Raw genomic sequence first — 16,429 nt, 5'->3', positions numbered from 1 at the left:
CCTACAACCGTCGTTGCATGTAGCCGGATAAGGCGTTCACGTCGCATCCGGCAAAGTGCCCAACACTCACTCAGGCTTTGGGCAACGCTGTTCCTTCCAGCTGGCTACCGCTGCAATTCGGCGGCGGGTCAGCTCTTCGCGAATCTCTACACCTTTAAATCCTGCTTCAACGACGGCTTTTGTCGGCACTGACTGCGCCACTTCCCAGGCTTCGCGCAACCAGCGGCCTTGCGGGTAGTCCGCCGATTCAAAACCGGTTCTGCCGCGCACGTCTGCCTCGCTGGTCAGCGCCAGTTGCTCTACACGTTGCGGCTTACGCCAGGCGTCAATGGAATCAAACAATTTAACAATGGTTTTCGGGTTCAGCATGGGGAAGGTGTGGATGAGATCGTGAAACTCAGCCACCAGTTTGGCTAAATCGCGAATTTCATTTGGCACGCGCAGACGCTGACATAGTTGTTCCACCAACTTAACACCTGCCGGACCGTGGCCGTGATGACGAGGCCAAAGCTCTGGCGGCGTCAGCCCTTTACCGAGATCGTGGCATAACGTCGCGAAACGGACATCGACCTGCGGACTTAGCATCGCCGCCATGGAGAGCGTCATTAAGGTATGAATCCCGGTGTCGATTTCCGGATGCCATTTGGCGGGGGCCGGAACGCCGAACAGGGCGTCGATTTCCGGGAATAAAACGCGCAGTGCGCCGCAATCGCGCAGCACCTGGAAGAACACTTGTGGATTGCGGGTGGTGAGGGCGCTTTCCGTCTCTTTCCACACCCGTTCAGGCGTCAGGTGTTCCAGTTCGCCCGCGTGGGTCATCTCGCGCATCAGCGCCAGGGTTTCATCAGCAATACGAAAACTGAGGTGGGCATAACGCGCAGCAAAACGCGCCACGCGCAGCACGCGTAGCGGATCCTCGCCAAAAGCGGGGGAAACATGGCGTAACAGACGATTTTGCAGATCGCCCAGACCGTTGTACGGGTCGATAATCTCGCCGTCATCGTCCTGGGCCAGCGCATTAATGGTCAGATCGCGACGCTTAAGATCATCTTCCAACGTGACATCCGGTGCGGCATAGCAGGTAAAACCGGTGTAACCGGAGCCGGATTTCCGTTCGGTACGTGCCAGCGCATACTCTTCATGCGTTTGCGGATGCAGAAAAACAGGAAAATCGCGGCCTACCTGCTGGTAGCCCGCGTCGAGCATCTCCTGTGGCGTGCTGCCGACAACCACCCAATCTCTGTCTTTGACCGGTAGCCCTAACAATGCATCCCGTACCGCACCACCGACCAGATAAATCTTCACGCCATCTTCCCTTCGTCAAATACACAATTCCTAATAATAAGACAGTGCAACGAAGAAGGCGATTTAGTTCATCCAGCGATCTTTGCGTTTGCGCGTTGGGATCAGGTGCGGTAATACCAGCCCGAGCAGCAAGCCAAGCCCCAGCACGCCGCCGCCATACATAAACCATTGCATGATGATGGTGCGCTGTTTGTCATCTAACTGCACGCTGGCGGCATCGACCTTTTTCTGTGCGACAATCAGTTCGTTTTTCAGCTTCTGATTTTCTTCTTTTAACCCGTTGATCACGCTGTCGCTCTGCGCCACTTTTTGCTGCATTTCAGCAGTGCGCTGATTCCAGGTGTTATCAATATTGGTGAGCTTATCGGTCAGCGTTTTGACCTGATTTTCCAGCACCGGTACACGAGTGCGCAGGCTTGGCTCGGTATTAAGTTCTTTTAACGGGATCCAGGCGGTACGGCCGGAGCTGTCTTTCACCTGGGCATAATTGGTGTTGGCGTCAGTTTGTAATAAGGTTACTTCCTCGCCCGCGTTAACTGTGCCCACGAGGCGATAATTATCCCCCGGACCACTGCGGACCCAAGTGTTCAGTTCGTCAGAAACATAGCGCTTTTCTTCGGCGTGCGAGACGGCAGTGGCGCTAAGTGCAAGTATAGTTAATCCGATCAGGCGTAATTTTGGCATCAGGCTGTCGTTATTGTCTGGGAAAAGTGGAACGATAGTAGTGGCATCAGTGTCGCTACGCAAAGCATTCGCTATCAATCGGAATCCTCTGTGTCAGGTCTTGCCACAGCTTCAATCTTTTACGCCCGTCAAATTGCCCGTTGCATGGCAATTTGGCGCAAAATACTATCTACTGACAAAAAAGATCGCATTAAGTTCGCCGTTCATCGTCACTAATGTGACATAACCGGATAAGTAAAGGCCATGGCTCAGGAAATCGAATTAAAGTTTATTGTTAATCACAGTGCCGTTGAGGCGTTGCGTGACCATCTCAATACGCTGGGCGGCGAGCACCATGACCCCGTGCAGTTGCTGAATATTTACTACGAAACGTCGGATAACTGGCTGCGTGGGCACGATATGGGCTTGCGTATTCGTGGCGAAAATGGTCGCTATGAAATGACGATGAAAGTCGCCGGGCGAGTGACTGGCGGTTTACACCAGCGCCCGGAATATAATGTGGCGTTGAGCGAACCAACGCTCGACCTGGCGCAGTTTCCGACGGAAGTCTGGCCGAACGGCGTGTTACCTGCCGATCTCGTTTCCCGCGTACAACCGCTGTTCAGCACCGATTTTTATCGCGAAAAATGGCTGGTGGAGATCGATGGCAGTCAGATTGAAATCGCCCTCGATCAGGGCGAGGTGAAAGCCGGAGAATTTGCTGAACCTATCTGCGAGCTGGAACTGGAACTACTTAGCGGCGAAACGCGCGCGGTGCTGAAACTGGCAAACCAACTGGTATCGCAAACTGGTTTACGCCAGGGCAGCCTGAGCAAGGCGGCGCGTGGCTATCATCTGGCGCAGGGAAATCCCGCGCGTGAAATCAAACCCACCACCATTTTGCATGTTGCGGCAAAAGCCGATGTGGAACAGGGGCTGGAAGCGGCGCTCGAGCTGGCGTTAGCACAATGGCAGTACCATGAAGAGTTGTGGATACGCGGCAACGAGGCGGCGAAAGAGCAGGTTCTGGCAGCAATCGGCCTGGTTCGCCATACTCTGATGCTGTTCGGCGGTATCGTGCCGCGTAAAGCGAGCACTCACTTACGTGATCTGTTGACTCAATGCGAGGCGACCATTGCTTCTGCGGTTTCTGCTGTGACGGCGGTCTATTCTACCGAAACGGCAATGGCGAAACTGGCGTTGACCGAATGGCTGGTAAGCAAAGCCTGGCAGCCGTTTTTAGATGCCAAAGCGCAGGGCAAAATCAGCGATTCCTTCAAACGCTTTGCCGATATCCATCTTTCCCGCCATGCCGCTGAACTGAAAAGCGTTTTTTGCCAGCCGTTGGGCGATCGCTACCGTGACCAGTTGCCACGCCTGACACGTGACATTGACTCAATACTGTTGCTGGCGGGTTACTACGATCCTGTCGTCGCGCAAGCCTGGCTGGAGAACTGGCAGGGGCTGCATCACGCTATTGCGACCGGGCAACGCATTGAAATTGAACATTTCCGTAATGAAGCAAACAATCAGGAACCGTTCTGGTTGCACAGCGGAAAACGTTAATCAGGCAAGGATAAAATCGCTTATGAAGCCGCTCTCTTCACCGTTACAGCAGTACTGGCAGACCGTTGTTGAGCGGCTGCCAGCGCCTTTAGCCGAGGAATCACTTAGCGCACAGGCGAAGTCAGTACTTACTTTTAGTGATTTTGTGCAGGACAGTGTAATTGCGCATCCAGAGTGGCTGACGGAGCTGGAAAGCGAGCCGCCACAAGCCGATGAATGGCAGTATTACGGCGAGTGGTTACAGGAGGCGCTCAGTAACGTGAGTGACGAGGCTGGGTTAATGCATGAACTGCGGCTGTTCCGGCGGCGCATTATGGTACGTATCGCCTGGGCGCAAACGCTGGCACTGGTTACTGAAGAGAGCGTATTGCAGCAGCTCAGCCATCTGGCGGAGACGCTGATTGTTGCGGCGCGTGACTGGTTGTATGACGCATGCTGCCGCGAGTGGGGAACGCCGTGCAATGCGCAGGGCGAAGCGCAACCGCTGCTGATTTTAGGCATGGGTAAGCTGGGTGGAGGGGAACTGAATTTCTCCTCAGATATCGATCTGATTTTTGCCTGGCCTGAACATGGTTGTACGCAGGGCGGACGCCGGGAACTGGACAACGCTCAGTTCTTTACCCGCATGGGGCAGCGGTTGATTAAAGTGCTGGATCAACCAACGCAAGATGGCTTTGTCTATCGCGTAGATATGCGGCTGCGTCCGTTTGGCGAAAGTGGCCCGCTGGTGCTGAGCTTTGCGGCGCTGGAAGATTATTACCAGGAGCAGGGGCGTGACTGGGAGCGTTACGCGATGGTCAAGGCGCGGATTATGGGCGATAGCGACGGCGCTTATGCTAACGAATTGCGTTCGATGCTGCGCCCGTTTGTTTTTCGTCGTTACATCGATTTCAGTGTGATTCAGTCTCTGCGCAACATGAAAGGGATGATTGCCCGTGAAGTGCGTCGCCGCGGTTTGACCGACAACATCAAACTGGGCGCGGGCGGTATTCGCGAAATTGAATTTATCGTCCAGGTGTTCCAGCTTATTCGCGGCGGGCGAGAACCGTCGCTGCAATCGCGCTCTTTACTGCCAACGCTCAGCGCCATTGCCGCGCTGCATCTGCTTTCAGAAAACGATGCTGAACAATTGCGAGTGGCGTATCTGTTCCTGCGGCGCCTGGAAAACCTGCTGCAAAGCATTAATGACGAACAAACCCAGACGCTTCCTGCAGATGAGCTTAACCGTGCGCGGCTGGCGTGGGGGATGGAGTTCGCTGACTGGCAGCAACTGACCGGAGCGCTGGCCGGACATATGGCTAATGTGCGTCGGGTATTTAACGATCTGATTGGTGACGACGAAAGCGAAACCCAGGAAGAGACTCTGTCAGAGCAGTGGCGTGAGCTGTGGCAGGATGCATTGCAGGAAGATGACACCACGCCAGTGCTGGCGCATCTTAGAGAAGATGATCGCAAACAGGTGCTGACGCTGATTGCCGATTTCCGCAAAGAGCTGGATAAGCGCACTATCGGGCCGCGCGGACGTCAGGTGCTCGACCATCTCATGCCGCATTTGTTAAGTGACGTATGTGCGCGTGAAGACGCTGCTGTCACGCTGTCGCGCATCACCGCCTTGCTGGTGGGGATTGTTACCCGCACCACCTATTTAGAATTGCTCAGTGAATTCCCCGCGGCGCTTAAGCATTTGATTTCTCTGTGTGCCGCATCGCCGATGATTGCCAGTCAACTGGCGCGCTATCCATTATTGCTGGATGAACTGCTCGATCCGAACACCCTCTACCAGCCGACAGCGACGGATGCCTATCGCGACGAATTGCGCCAGTATTTGCTGCGCGTGCCAGAAGATGACGAAGAACAACAGCTTGAGGCGCTGCGTCAGTTCAAACAGGCGCAGCTGTTACGCATTGCCGCTGCGGATATTGCCGGTACGTTACCGGTAATGAAAGTGAGCGATCACTTAACCTGGTTGGCAGAAGCCATGATAGATGCCGTCGTTCAGCAGGCATGGGTTCAAATGGTCGCCCGTTACGGAAAACCGACCCACCTGAACGAACGTGAAGGTCGCGGCTTTGCGGTGGTTGGCTACGGTAAGCTGGGCGGTTGGGAGTTAGGCTACAGTTCCGATCTTGACCTGATCTTCCTCCATGATTGCCCGATGGATGTAATGACGGACGGCGAGCGGGAAATCGACGGGCGGCAGTTTTACCTGCGTCTGGCGCAACGCATTATGCACTTGTTCAGCACGCGCACGTCTTCCGGTATTTTGTACGAAGTGGATGCACGGCTACGCCCGTCCGGGGCGGCGGGAATGCTGGTGACTTCCGCAGAAGCGTTTGCCGATTATCAGAGAAACGAGGCCTGGACGTGGGAACATCAGGCGCTGGTACGTGCTCGCGTGGTATATGGTGATCCACAATTGACCGCTCAATTTGACGCAGTACGCCGGGAGATTATGACGCTGCCGCGTGAAGGCAAAACTTTACAGACAGAAGTGCGGGAAATGCGCGAGAAAATGCGCGCCCATCTCGGCAATAAACATCGCGATCGCTTTGATATCAAAGCCGATGAAGGCGGAATTACCGATATCGAATTTATTACCCAATATCTGGTGTTGCGCTACGCCCATGAAAAACCGAAGTTAACGCGCTGGTCAGACAACGTGCGCATTCTGGAACTACTGGCGCAAAACGACATTATGGAAGAGCCGGAAGCGATGGCGCTGACCCGTGCTTACACTACGCTTCGCGATGAACTTCATCATCTGGCATTACAAGAGTTGCCAGGCCATGTGCCGGAGGATTACTTCACCGCAGAGCGTGAACTGGTCCGGGCAAGCTGGCAGAAGTGGCTGGTGGAGGAATGAAATATGGTATTATCGCGCGCAAATTTTGAATCTCTCAGGAGACAGGAATGAAAGTAACGCTGCCAGAGTTTGAACGTGCAGGAGTGATGGTGGTTGGTGATGTAATGCTGGATCGTTACTGGTACGGTCCCACCAGCCGTATCTCGCCGGAAGCGCCAGTACCCGTGGTTAAAGTGAATACCATCGAAGAACGTCCGGGCGGCGCGGCCAACGTGGCGATGAACATCGCTTCTCTCGGTGCAAACGCACGCCTGGTGGGGCTGACAGGTATTGATGATGCGGCGCGCGCGCTCAGTAAATCGCTGGCGGACGTGAACGTAAAATGCGACTTCGTTTCTGTGCCGACGCATCCGACCATCACCAAACTGCGGGTGCTTTCTCGTAACCAACAGTTGATCCGCCTGGATTTCGAAGAAGGTTTCGAAGCTGTTGATCCGCAGCCGCTGCATGAGCGGATTAATCAGGCTCTCGGTACGATTGGCGCGCTGGTGCTTTCTGACTATGCGAAAGGTGCGTTGGCAAGCGTACAGCAGATGATCCAACTGGCGCGTAAAGCGGGCGTTCCGGTGTTGATTGATCCAAAAGGCACCGATTTTGAACGCTACCGCGGCGCTACGCTTTTAACGCCTAATCTCTCGGAATTTGAAGCTGTTGTTGGTAAATGTAAAACCGAAGAAGAGATTGTTGAACGCGGCATGAAACTGATTGCCGACTACGAACTCTCTGCGCTGCTGGTAACCCGTTCCGAGCAGGGGATGACGCTGCTGCAACCGGGTAAAGAGCCGCTGCATATGCCAACTCAGGCGCAAGAAGTCTATGACGTTACCGGTGCAGGCGACACGGTGATTGGCGTGCTTGCGGCAACGCTGGCGGCTGGTAATTCGCTGGAAGAAGCCTGCTTCTTTGCCAATGCGGCGGCTGGTGTGGTGGTCGGCAAACTGGGGACATCCACGGTTTCGCCGATCGAGCTGGAAAACGCAGTACGTGGACGTGCAGACACTGGTTTTGGCGTGATGACCGAAGAGGAACTGAAGCTGGCTGTAGCGGCGGCGCGTAAACGTGGCGAAAAAGTAGTGATGACCAACGGCGTCTTCGACATTCTCCACGCCGGGCATGTCTCTTATCTGGCAAATGCCCGCAAGCTGGGTGACCGCTTGATTGTCGCCGTGAACAGCGATGCCTCCACCAAACGCCTGAAAGGGGATTCTCGCCCGGTTAACCCGCTCGAACAGCGTATGATTGTGCTGGGCGCACTGGAAGCGGTCGACTGGGTGGTGTCGTTTGAAGAGGACACGCCGCAGCGCCTGATCGCCGGGATCCTGCCAGATCTGCTGGTAAAAGGAGGCGACTATAAACCAGAAGAGATTGCCGGGAGTAAAGAAGTCTGGGCCAACGGCGGCGAAGTGCTGGTGCTCAACTTTGAAGACGGTTGCTCGACGACCAACATCATCAAGAAGATCCAACAGGATAAAAAAGGCTAACCGGAAAGCGGTTCACAGATCTCGCTTCGTGCCAGGTAGACCTATTGACGCTGTTGTTTTTTCAACCTAGAGTAAAGGGACAAGGGTGAGGGAGGATTTCTCCCCCCTCTGATTGGCTGTTAGTAAGCGTGGAAACTTATCAGTAACAACACAATCAGTATGATGACGAGCTTCATCATAACCCTTTCCTTCTGTAAGGCCCCTTCCTCGGGAGGGGCTTTCCCGTTTCAGCCCCTTGCTGACTCCCCGATTGTTGATTAGCGCCTGACCCCGCGCAACGCTTTCCCTGATACAGATTTCTCTTCCCCGAGTCGACTCGCAAAACGCTGTAACAACCTGATCATTTGCACTTTTTAGCGGAATGCAGATATAAAAAATCCCCGGCTTTTTGGGCCAGGGATGTGTGTTAATGAAACCTTCTTGACGCTGTTGTTTTTTCAACCTAGAGTAAAGGAACAAGGGTGAGGGAGGATTTCTCCCCCCTCTGATTGGCTGTTAATAAGCTGCGAAACTTACGAGTAACAACACAATCAGTATGATGACAAGCTTCATCATAACCCTTTCCTTCTGTAAGGCCCCTTCCTCGGGAGGGGCTTTCCCGTTTCAGCCCCTTGCTGACTCCCCGATTGTTGATTAGCGCTGGACCCCGCGCAACGCTTTCCCTGATACAGTTTTCTCTTCCCCGAGCGGTCACGTAAAACGCTGTAACAAACTGATCATTTGCACTTTTTAGTGGAACGCAGATATAAAAAATCCCCGGATTTTTGGGCCAGGGATGTTCATAGATGAAAATTTATTCTACGTTTTCTGCGACGGGAGTTGTTGAGGTTAAGGGTGAAGTCAATGCCGCCAGCGAGCCGCCTGAAACGCCAATTTCATTGAGCAAGGAGTCAATCAGCGGTGCCTGTGTGCGGTAAGAAAGGGCGGCAGACAATGCCTGTTCCGCCAGATTTCCGCCACCAACGCTGCCTGATGCCGCATCCCCCGCAGCGCCACCACGGTTCAATCCATCTACCTGAATAATCTTGATGCCGTCGATAGACTTCATCGGTTCAACGGATTTCTCTATTACCGCAGGTAACGACTGTAATAGCGCCAGTTTGAATTTTAGGCTGGTTTGCTCGTCAGAAAGCACGTTGATTGCATCGTTCAGCGCACGTTGCGCTTCTGCTTCCGCCAGACCTTTTTTACGCGTAGCTTCGGCTAACTCAACGATCGCTGCCGCCTGCATCTCTGCGGCTTCTTTCTCTGCTTTTGCTCGGACGGTCAGTTCGACCGCTTTGGTTTCTGCGTCTTGCGCTGCGGCAATCAGCGCCACCTGCTTGGCACGATCGGCTTCGGCTGTCTGGCGAGTGGTTTCTACGTTTTGTTGCGCACTTACCGCTTCTGCAAGTGCGAGGTTGGCACGCGCTTCTGCCTGTGATTGTTGTTCTGATTTTGCCGCAATAGCGATCGACTTCGTCTGGTTGGCGATTTCGGTAACCTGCTGCTGTTCGATCTCTTTAATGCGAACTTCACGTTCAGCCTCAACCTTTCTTGAGCGGACGGCCTGTTCGCGGTCGATTTCCGTTTCCTGAATCTGTCGTTCAGCCAGAATTCGCGTCTGCTCTGCTTCACGACGACGTTCAGCTTCAAAAGCCGCAATTTTCGCATTCTGCTCAGCGGTACGGGTTTTAACCTGCTGCTCCTGCTCAAGCGTCATAAACGCTTCTTGCTGTTCAATCTCCAGCTTCCGCGAAAGAGCATCTCGATTTTTCTCACGCACTGCAACTTCTACATCCTGTTCAACTTCGTTACGCTCGCGACGACGGCGTTCCGTCTCCTGGGTTAGTTTGGTCAAACCTTCGGCGTCAAAAGCGTTGTTCGGGTTAAAATGCTCTTTCGAAGTCTGGTTAAAGTTGGTGAGTGAAACACTTTCCAGTTCCAGTCCGTTTTTCGACAAGTCTTCTGCCACGGTATTTTGTACACCCTGCACGAAGTTCTCGCGGGTATCCTGTAACTCATGCATGGTCATTTGCGCAGCGGTGGCGCGTAGGGCATCGACGAATTTATCCTCGACCAGCATACGTAAATCTTCTGGTGATAGAGTGCGTTGCCCCAACGTCTGGGCCGCAGTGGCGATGCCTTCTACTGACGGTTTTACCCGTACAAAGAAAGCCACTACAACATCAACACGCATACGATCTTTCGTAATCAGGCTATCAATAGTAGAACGGCTGACTTCCAGCTTAAGCGTATTCATATTGATAGGAATGATTTCGTGGAAGATCGGCATTACGATTGCGCCGCCGCTCATTACCACTTTTTGCCCGCCTAACCCGGTACGAACAAATGCCTGCTCGGCAGATGCCCGACGATAAAGTCGCGCGAAAATAATACCGATAATAAACAGAACACATACGGCAACAATCGCCATAAACATCCATGACGGTACTAAGTTAACGATATCATCCATTATTAAATTTCCTTTTGTTTAAATATTTACAATATATTTGGCCAGGGATTTTTTTCTGCTAAATATCGTGTTGCAGAAAGTCGGCAAATAATCAATACCTTGTCACCTTTGGTGAAGTTTTTTCCTTCTTCAGGTTCCAGTAATAAATAGTGTATTTGACCAAATTGATCGGTAAGTTTTCCTTCACAGGGTCTGCCTGATATTGCCTGATGACCGGTAATTAATGCCATGCAGCCAATATATTCTTCTTCTGTAATAGCAGAACTATGATCGCGAGGAATCCAGGGGGCGATCGCCTTGCCGATATAATGCACTGTAATAACAGTGAGCAGTAAACAAACAGGAACCACCAACAGGTTTGAGAGTGGAGCTTTCCAGACCGTCACGCAGGCATGCTGTAGAACGATGCCGATAAGGCCAAAAAAACCAGCCAACAGGCAGAGGATGACGAGGGCTGGTAGCCTTCCAATATTAAGATAATGAAGTGCCTGACTAATATTACCTGTGGTTATGGAATCGTAATGATCAAGATGTGCATCAAGAGCACCGGAGAGCATGTGACCGCAGACAATAGCAATAATTTCTAACAGGCCGATCAAAAGTACAAAGGAAATAGCGAAAAGATAAGGTGTGTTATAGTCGGCAAATAAAATCATCAGTCACTCCATCGTCCATTCAGTGACGCATTGTTTACTATGGTATGATTTCATTTCTTACATTTATCTTTGCTAATAATAACATGTGTTAGTGAAATTTTAAAAGGGAAAGTCTTTTAACGTTGTAATTATTTTCAATAAAAAGTGTGATCCAAAACAATATATTTACGCACGTTATGTTTAAAGGCACTACACTGATTAAGGAATACTGAAATCAGAAAAAGCATATGGCCTTAAAAGGTATGCGATAACCGGAGGATGTGCTTATGGATCATGGTCTTAATTCTTTAAATAATTTCGATTTCCTGGCGCGTAGTTTTGCCAGAATGAATGCTGAAGGTCGACCGGTCGATATTCTGGCCGTCACTGGTAATATGGATGAAGAACACAGAACCTGGTTTTGCGCTCGTTATGCCTGGTATTGCCAGCAAATGACACAGTCAAGAGAACTGGAACTAGAACATTGAGATTACGGGCCGTCAGGCCCGTTTTTGTGGTGCTTTATTCTGCTTTATCAACTGGCGGGATGGCGGGAGGAGATTGAACTTCTGCTGCCGGATTACTACGAGCTTCCAGTTCACTGATGCGCTGCTCCAGTAACGCCAGTTTCTCACGAGTCCGTAACAGGACCTGCGTCTGCACATCAAATTCTTCGCGGCTTACCAAATCGAGGCGAGTCAGCTGTGCTTGTAGGGTTTGGCGGATTTTTTTCTCCACATCTTCCCCGAACTCCCTGATTCCTTTAGGCATTGATTCGTGAACCTGGCGAGCAATTTGCTCAATTTTTTTCGGGTCAATCATTGTAGTTTCCCTGTACTGATAGGTGTTTGGTGCCATTGTAGTGCGATAAGGGTAAGTCATAAACCAGAATTATGTGAACCTATGCGTTGCTGCCGTTAATCATTAGCGTTATAGTGAATCCGCTTATTCTCAGGGCGGGGCGAAATTCCCCACCGGCGGTAAATCAACTCAGTTGAAAGCCCGCGAGCGCTTTGGGTGCAAACTCAAAGGACAGCAGATCCGGTGTAATTCCGGGGCCGACGGTTAGAGTCCGGATGGGAGAGAGTAACGATTCTGTCGGGCATGGACCCGCTCACGTTATTTTGGCTATATGTCGCCACTCCTAAGACTGCCCTGATTCTGGTAACCATAATTTTAGTGAGGTTTTTTTACCATGAATCAGACGCTACTTTCCTCTTTTGGTACGCCTTTCGAACGTGTTGAAAATGCACTGGCTGCGCTGCGTGAAGGACGCGGTGTGATGGTGCTTGATGATGAAGACCGTGAAAACGAAGGCGATATGATCTTCCCGGCAGAAACCATGACCGTTGAGCAGATGGCTCTGACCATTCGCCACGGTAGCGGTATTGTTTGCTTGTGCATAACCGAAGAACGCCGTAAACAACTCGATCTGCCAATGATGGTCGAAAATAATACCAGCGCCTATGGCACTGGTTTTACCGTGACCATTGAAGCTGCTGAAGGTGTGACTACCGGTGTTTCTGCCGCTGACCGTATCACGACCGTTCGCGCAGCGATTGCCGATGGCGCAAAACCTTCAGACTTGAATCGCCCTGGCCACGTTTTCCCATTGCGCGCACAGGCGGGTGGTGTACTGACTCGTGGCGGTCATACCGAAGCGACTATTGATCTGATGACGCTGGCAGGCTTTAAACCTGCAGGTGTGCTGTGTGAACTGACTAATGACGATGGCACTATGGCCCGCGCGCCAGAGTGCATCGAGTTTGCCAACAAACACAATATGGCGCTGGTCACTATTGAGGATCTGGTTGCATACCGTCAGGCGCATGAGCGCAAAGCTAGCTGAAAATAACTGCTAAAACTGGTGCGATAATCAAAGAAACCGAAGCTGTTGAAGGCTTCGGTTTTATTTTGCCCTTACCCTGCTGAATGTAAATTTCACCGCTTTATCTATGAGTAAATTTCACTAATATCAGACAACCTTTTTCATTATGATCAAAATCATATAAATGTTCCGATATTATGCGACCATATAAATATATCCGAAAATGGATATGTGAAATTTATGCGCTAAATGTTTGGTATTGTTAAATATTAAGGGTAAAAAGGATGTTTATCTCCTGGTACTGGATTGTATTGATTGCGCTGGTTGTGGTGGGGTATTTCCTGCATTTGAAACGTTATTGTCGGGCGTTTCGCCAGGACAGAGACGCACTGCTTGAAGCGAGAAACAAATACTTAAACAGTGCGAGAGAAGAGACAGCAGAAAAGCTGGAGTAGTGCTTCTGCGATGCCTGCAGATGTTGTCCATGCTGGACAACATCTGAAGTTGTTTTCAACCAATTCCCGCCGTTTGTAACAGCACTAAACTAAATCCCATTACTGACATCCCACACAGCACGCCATAGCTGGGATTATTATTGGGATCAATCTCTTTGGCTAACGGCATTAATTCGTCCACGGAGAGCGCCACCATGATTCCTGCAACCGCCGCCATGATTGCCGCCATGACCACAGGGGAAATCATGCTACCAAGGATTAACCACGCCAGAACGCCGCCGAGAATTTCCGCCAGCCCAGAAATCCCCGCCCACAGAATTGCGGTGCGTTTCGACCCCGTTGCCGCGTAAACCGGCCCCGCAACCGCCAGACCTTCAGGAATATTGTGCAAAGCCACGGCCAGTGCGATGCCAAAGCCCAGCTCCAGGTTACTGCTTGCCGTAACAAAGGTGGCAATCCCTTCCGGGAAGTTATGCAGACTGATTCCAAGAGTGAGCAGAATAGCAGTGCGCTTGAGCGATTTGGGCAACGGTTGCACCGATTTTTGCATTAAATCCTGCGGATGCGCATGCGGCAACATGCGGTCCAGACCAAAATAGCCCAGCAGACCAAAAATAAACATCCCGTAGCCCAGAACGGGGGACATTCCTTCGGCGGCTAATGCGGCAGGGAGCATCTCCATCAATGAGATAAGCAACATGATCCCCGCTGCAAACCCTAGCGAAAATGCCAGCAGTCGGTTCGAGGGTTTTTGCCCGAGAACGCCGAGAAACGCGCCAATAAACGTGGCTGCCCCCGCCAGTATGGTCAGAATGAGAGGTACTGACATCGACAACTCCTTATAAATCTTCACCTTCAGGCAGATCGTCAAAATAACTGATGATGATCATCATCGTTATCCGGGTTCTTACTCCGCCGAACGAGCGTATTGTGAGGATATCAAAATGACACCTTTAGTTAAGGATATCATCATGTCTTCAACACGTATGCCAGCATTGTTTTTAGGTCACGGTAGTCCGATGAACGTGCTGGAAGATAATTTGTATACCCGCAGCTGGCAGAAGTTGGGGATGACATTGCCACGCCCGCAAGCGATTGTCGTGGTTTCGGCTCACTGGTTTACCCGTGGTACAGGAGTGACTGCGATGGAGACGCCGCCAACGATTCATGACTTTGGCGGCTTTCCGCAGGCGCTGTACGACACCCATTATCCGGCTCCTGGCTCACCGGCTTTGGCTAAGCGATTGGTTGAGGTGTTAGCGCCAGTGCCTGTCACACTGGATAAAGAAGCCTGGGGCTTTGACCACGGCTCGTGGGGCGTACTAATTAAGATGTATCCGCAAGCGGATATCCCGATGGTGCAGTTGAGTATCGACAGTACCAAACCCGCCGCCTGGCACTTTGAGATGGGGCGTAAACTGGCAGCGCTGCGAGATGAAGGAATAATGTTGGTCGCCAGCGGTAACGTGGTGCATAACCTGCGCACGGTGAAATGGCATGGCGATAGTTCCCCCTATCCGTGGGCGACGTCGTTTAATGAGTATGTGAAAGCGAATCTGACGTGGCAAGGACCGGTGGAGCAGCATCCTCTGGTGAATTATCTCGACCATGAAGGTGGCGCGTTATCGAATCCAACATCGGAGCATTACCTGCCGCTATTGTATGTTTTAGGTGCATGGGATGGGCAGGAGCCAATTACCATTCCGGCCGATGGTATAGAAATGGGCAGTTTAAGTATGTTGTCGGTGCAGGTAGGTTAATAGATGAAGAAAACCGAAGCCAATTTCTGGCTTCGGTTTGCATTACCTTACTTTCTCAGCAGCTTGAGTCCCCATGCGCCGCTCATCACTAATAGCAGCAATAAGCAAAGACCAAAAGCCAACATACAGGCCTGAGCCATGTTCATAAAGTGCCACGGCGGTAGCAGATACCAGCCTTCAGATTGCTGATACATCGCCACAAACCACTGCTGCATACTGCTCAGAGTAACGCCATCGGGAACGATTGGCGCATCATAGCCGCAATCCCCGGTAGGTTTGAACCAGTTTGGTGCCCACTGTGCCAGCGGCAGGTTAAAGGGGAAAGTTGGATCGGTAGAGCAACCCTGAACGCCAAACAGTGAATCGGGATCCGGGTTATGCACCGCATGGTGGATATCGTTCAGTTTGAATGAAAACTTCAGCCCCATGATGCTGCCGTAAAATGCCATCACGCAGCCAATTAGCTTAAGGATGATGTTCTTCGGGTTGATCGCCGCAACCAATCCTCCAATAACCATCACAAACATGGCATAGCGAATGTATACACATTGCTCACAGGGGGCCATGTAGAGATAGATCTGGAAGAAAGAGTGCGCCAGGATAATTAACGCGCCCATCGCAACGGTCATTAACAACCACAAAAAGCGTTGCTCCTGCCATCTGACCAGTGTGTCGACTGGTGATGTGCGAAGGTCTTTCCACATTCCCTTAATACCCATAGCCTGTTTCCCTGTTATTTGCTTGCTAACTCACGGATAAGGTCTGCCATCGCGTCGATGGATTTGATGCTCTTGGTGTAGATCAAATACTTACCATTAACGACGTAAGCCGGAACCCCCTGGATTTTGGCGACTTCATAAGAGGCTTTCCATTTTTCCAGTGTTTCTTGTACCGCTGGCTCTTTCAGTGCAGCTTCAAAATCCGCCTGGCTCATACCAGCAGCATCCAGACCCGTTTTGATAAAGGCAGCGGGATCTTTACCGTCAGACCAGCGTTCTTTTTTGTCGTGATAAGCCGCGTAGTAGGCAAACTTGGCTTTCTTAAACTGAGAGTTAGCATCAAATAAGGAAATACCTGCTGCTTTATCTTTATTGATCAAGACAGCAAAGACTTCGCTCGCCTGTTTACCGTATTCGCCTTTGGTTTCCAGATGGAACGGCGTGAAAGCAACGACATCTTTCACTTTTTCCGATACCGGACCGGTAACCGCTTTGTCGTACTTGTAACAGAACGGGCAGGCGTAGCTGAATACCTTAATCAGCGTTTTGTCGGCATTCGGAATCGGTTTTTCCAGTACCATATAATCCGTGCCTTCGGTAAATGCAGAAGCAGTAAATGAAACCGCCAGAGCCGCAGTAAGCAGTACGCTTTTAAACAGTGATGAGATCCCTAATTTCGACATTTTTATTCCCTTCTTA

17 protein-coding genes and 1 riboswitch are annotated in these 16,429 nt (G+C 51.3%); of the genes, 7 read left to right on the top strand and 10 right to left on the bottom strand.

Annotation, left to right across the window (positions count from 1 at the left end):
* Nucleotides 1–66 precede the first annotated feature (66 nt).
* Together cca and FEK66_RS15130 are read right to left on the bottom strand one after the other, a co-directional pair.
* Nucleotides 67–1,305, bottom strand: coding sequence for a fused tRNA nucleotidyltransferase/2',3'-cyclic phosphodiesterase/2' nucleotidase/phosphatase Cca (cca, locus tag FEK66_RS15135; RefSeq protein ID WP_131162533.1), 1,239 nt, complete (start codon nucleotides 1,303–1,305; stop codon nucleotides 67–69).
* Between the two features lie 63 nt (nucleotides 1,306–1,368).
* Nucleotides 1,369–1,989: a TIGR04211 family SH3 domain-containing protein gene (locus tag FEK66_RS15130; protein ID WP_130210468.1), complete on the bottom strand. Its 621-nt coding sequence runs from the start codon at nucleotides 1,987–1,989 to the stop codon at nucleotides 1,369–1,371.
* A gap of 243 nt (nucleotides 1,990–2,232) precedes the next feature.
* Here FEK66_RS15130 and ygiF point away from each other — a divergent pair, with 243 nt between their 5' ends.
* Genes ygiF through hldE form a run of 3 tightly spaced genes read left to right on the top strand, consistent with a single transcriptional unit; the run spans nucleotide 2,233 to nucleotide 7,878 of the window.
* Complete coding sequence (gene ygiF, locus FEK66_RS15125) at nucleotides 2,233–3,534, top strand: inorganic triphosphatase (RefSeq protein WP_135495088.1); 1,302 nt, start codon at nucleotides 2,233–2,235, stop codon at nucleotides 3,532–3,534.
* A 22-nt stretch (nucleotides 3,535–3,556) separates the two neighbouring features.
* Complete coding sequence (gene glnE, locus FEK66_RS15120; protein WP_135495087.1) at nucleotides 3,557–6,397, top strand: bifunctional [glutamate--ammonia ligase]-adenylyl-L-tyrosine phosphorylase/[glutamate--ammonia-ligase] adenylyltransferase; 2,841 nt, start codon at nucleotides 3,557–3,559, stop codon at nucleotides 6,395–6,397.
* 47 nt (nucleotides 6,398–6,444) lie between these two features.
* Nucleotides 6,445–7,878: a bifunctional D-glycero-beta-D-manno-heptose-7-phosphate kinase/D-glycero-beta-D-manno-heptose 1-phosphate adenylyltransferase HldE gene (gene hldE, locus FEK66_RS15115; protein ID WP_135495086.1), complete on the top strand. Its 1,434-nt coding sequence runs from the start codon at nucleotides 6,445–6,447 to the stop codon at nucleotides 7,876–7,878.
* Between the two features lie 119 nt (nucleotides 7,879–7,997).
* Here hldE and FEK66_RS15110 read toward each other — a convergent pair whose 3' ends face one another.
* The 4 genes from FEK66_RS15110 to FEK66_RS15095 form a co-directional block, all read right to left on the bottom strand.
* The gene (locus tag FEK66_RS15110) at nucleotides 7,998–8,057 is read right to left on the bottom strand and encodes a type I toxin-antitoxin system Ibs family toxin (protein ID WP_104917541.1); all 60 of its coding nucleotides are present in this window, start codon (nucleotides 8,055–8,057) and stop codon (nucleotides 7,998–8,000) included.
* Between the two features lie 316 nt (nucleotides 8,058–8,373).
* A complete protein-coding gene (locus FEK66_RS15105; RefSeq protein WP_001387081.1) occupies nucleotides 8,374–8,433 on the bottom strand; it encodes a type I toxin-antitoxin system Ibs family toxin in 60 nt (19 codons plus the stop codon).
* Nucleotides 8,434–8,671: 238 nt separating this feature from the next.
* Complete coding sequence (locus FEK66_RS15100; protein ID WP_130218218.1) at nucleotides 8,672–10,333, bottom strand: flotillin family protein; 1,662 nt, start codon at nucleotides 10,331–10,333, stop codon at nucleotides 8,672–8,674.
* 26 nt (nucleotides 10,334–10,359) lie between these two features.
* A complete protein-coding gene (locus FEK66_RS15095) occupies nucleotides 10,360–10,989 on the bottom strand; it encodes an OB-fold-containig protein (protein WP_130210458.1) in 630 nt (209 codons plus the stop codon).
* Nucleotides 10,990–11,255: 266 nt separating this feature from the next.
* On the opposite strand from FEK66_RS15095, the gene glgS reads away from it, so the two are divergent.
* Nucleotides 11,256–11,456, top strand: a complete 201-nt coding sequence (gene glgS / locus FEK66_RS15090) for a cell surface composition regulator GlgS (RefSeq protein WP_130210460.1) — start codon at nucleotides 11,256–11,258, stop codon at nucleotides 11,454–11,456.
* A 34-nt stretch (nucleotides 11,457–11,490) separates the two neighbouring features.
* On the opposite strand, the gene ubiK is transcribed toward glgS, so the two are convergent.
* Entirely contained in the window at nucleotides 11,491–11,790 is a 300-nt protein-coding gene (ubiK, locus tag FEK66_RS15085) for a ubiquinone biosynthesis accessory factor UbiK (protein ID WP_064529620.1), read from the bottom strand.
* Between the two features lie 121 nt (nucleotides 11,791–11,911).
* Nucleotides 11,912–12,060, top strand: a riboswitch (FMN riboswitch).
* 103 nt (nucleotides 12,061–12,163) lie between these two features.
* Between ubiK and ribB the strand changes: the two genes are divergently transcribed.
* Together ribB and yqiD are read left to right on the top strand one after the other, a co-directional pair.
* A complete protein-coding gene (gene ribB, locus FEK66_RS15080) occupies nucleotides 12,164–12,817 on the top strand; it encodes a 3,4-dihydroxy-2-butanone-4-phosphate synthase (RefSeq protein WP_113305203.1) in 654 nt (217 codons plus the stop codon).
* 263 nt (nucleotides 12,818–13,080) lie between these two features.
* Nucleotides 13,081–13,251: a protein YqiD gene (gene yqiD, locus FEK66_RS25710; RefSeq protein ID WP_165382779.1), complete on the top strand. Its 171-nt coding sequence runs from the start codon at nucleotides 13,081–13,083 to the stop codon at nucleotides 13,249–13,251.
* Nucleotides 13,252–13,306: 55 nt separating this feature from the next.
* Here yqiD and zupT read toward each other — a convergent pair whose 3' ends face one another.
* A complete protein-coding gene (gene zupT / locus FEK66_RS15075) occupies nucleotides 13,307–14,080 on the bottom strand; it encodes a zinc transporter ZupT (protein ID WP_001339991.1) in 774 nt (257 codons plus the stop codon).
* Between the two features lie 142 nt (nucleotides 14,081–14,222).
* On the opposite strand from zupT, the gene ygiD reads away from it, so the two are divergent.
* Complete coding sequence (gene ygiD / locus FEK66_RS15070; RefSeq protein ID WP_167854253.1) at nucleotides 14,223–15,011, top strand: 4,5-DOPA dioxygenase extradiol; 789 nt, start codon at nucleotides 14,223–14,225, stop codon at nucleotides 15,009–15,011.
* A 47-nt stretch (nucleotides 15,012–15,058) separates the two neighbouring features.
* Here the strand turns inward: ygiD and dsbI are convergent, their stop codons facing one another.
* Entirely contained in the window at nucleotides 15,059–15,730 is a 672-nt protein-coding gene (gene dsbI, locus FEK66_RS15065) for a protein-disulfide oxidoreductase DsbI (protein ID WP_135495084.1), read from the bottom strand.
* Between the two features lie 14 nt (nucleotides 15,731–15,744).
* Nucleotides 15,745–16,413, bottom strand: a complete 669-nt coding sequence (locus FEK66_RS15060; RefSeq protein WP_000040018.1) for a thiol:disulfide interchange protein DsbA/DsbL — start codon at nucleotides 16,411–16,413, stop codon at nucleotides 15,745–15,747.
* Nucleotides 16,414–16,429 lie beyond the last annotated feature (16 nt).

This window comes from Escherichia sp. E1130 (genome assembly GCF_005781065.1).
Classification (GTDB): Bacteria; Pseudomonadota; Gammaproteobacteria; order Enterobacterales; family Enterobacteriaceae; genus Escherichia.
The sequence above is the reverse complement of the archived record's forward strand: the minus strand, read 5'-3'. Positions and strand labels throughout refer to the sequence as shown.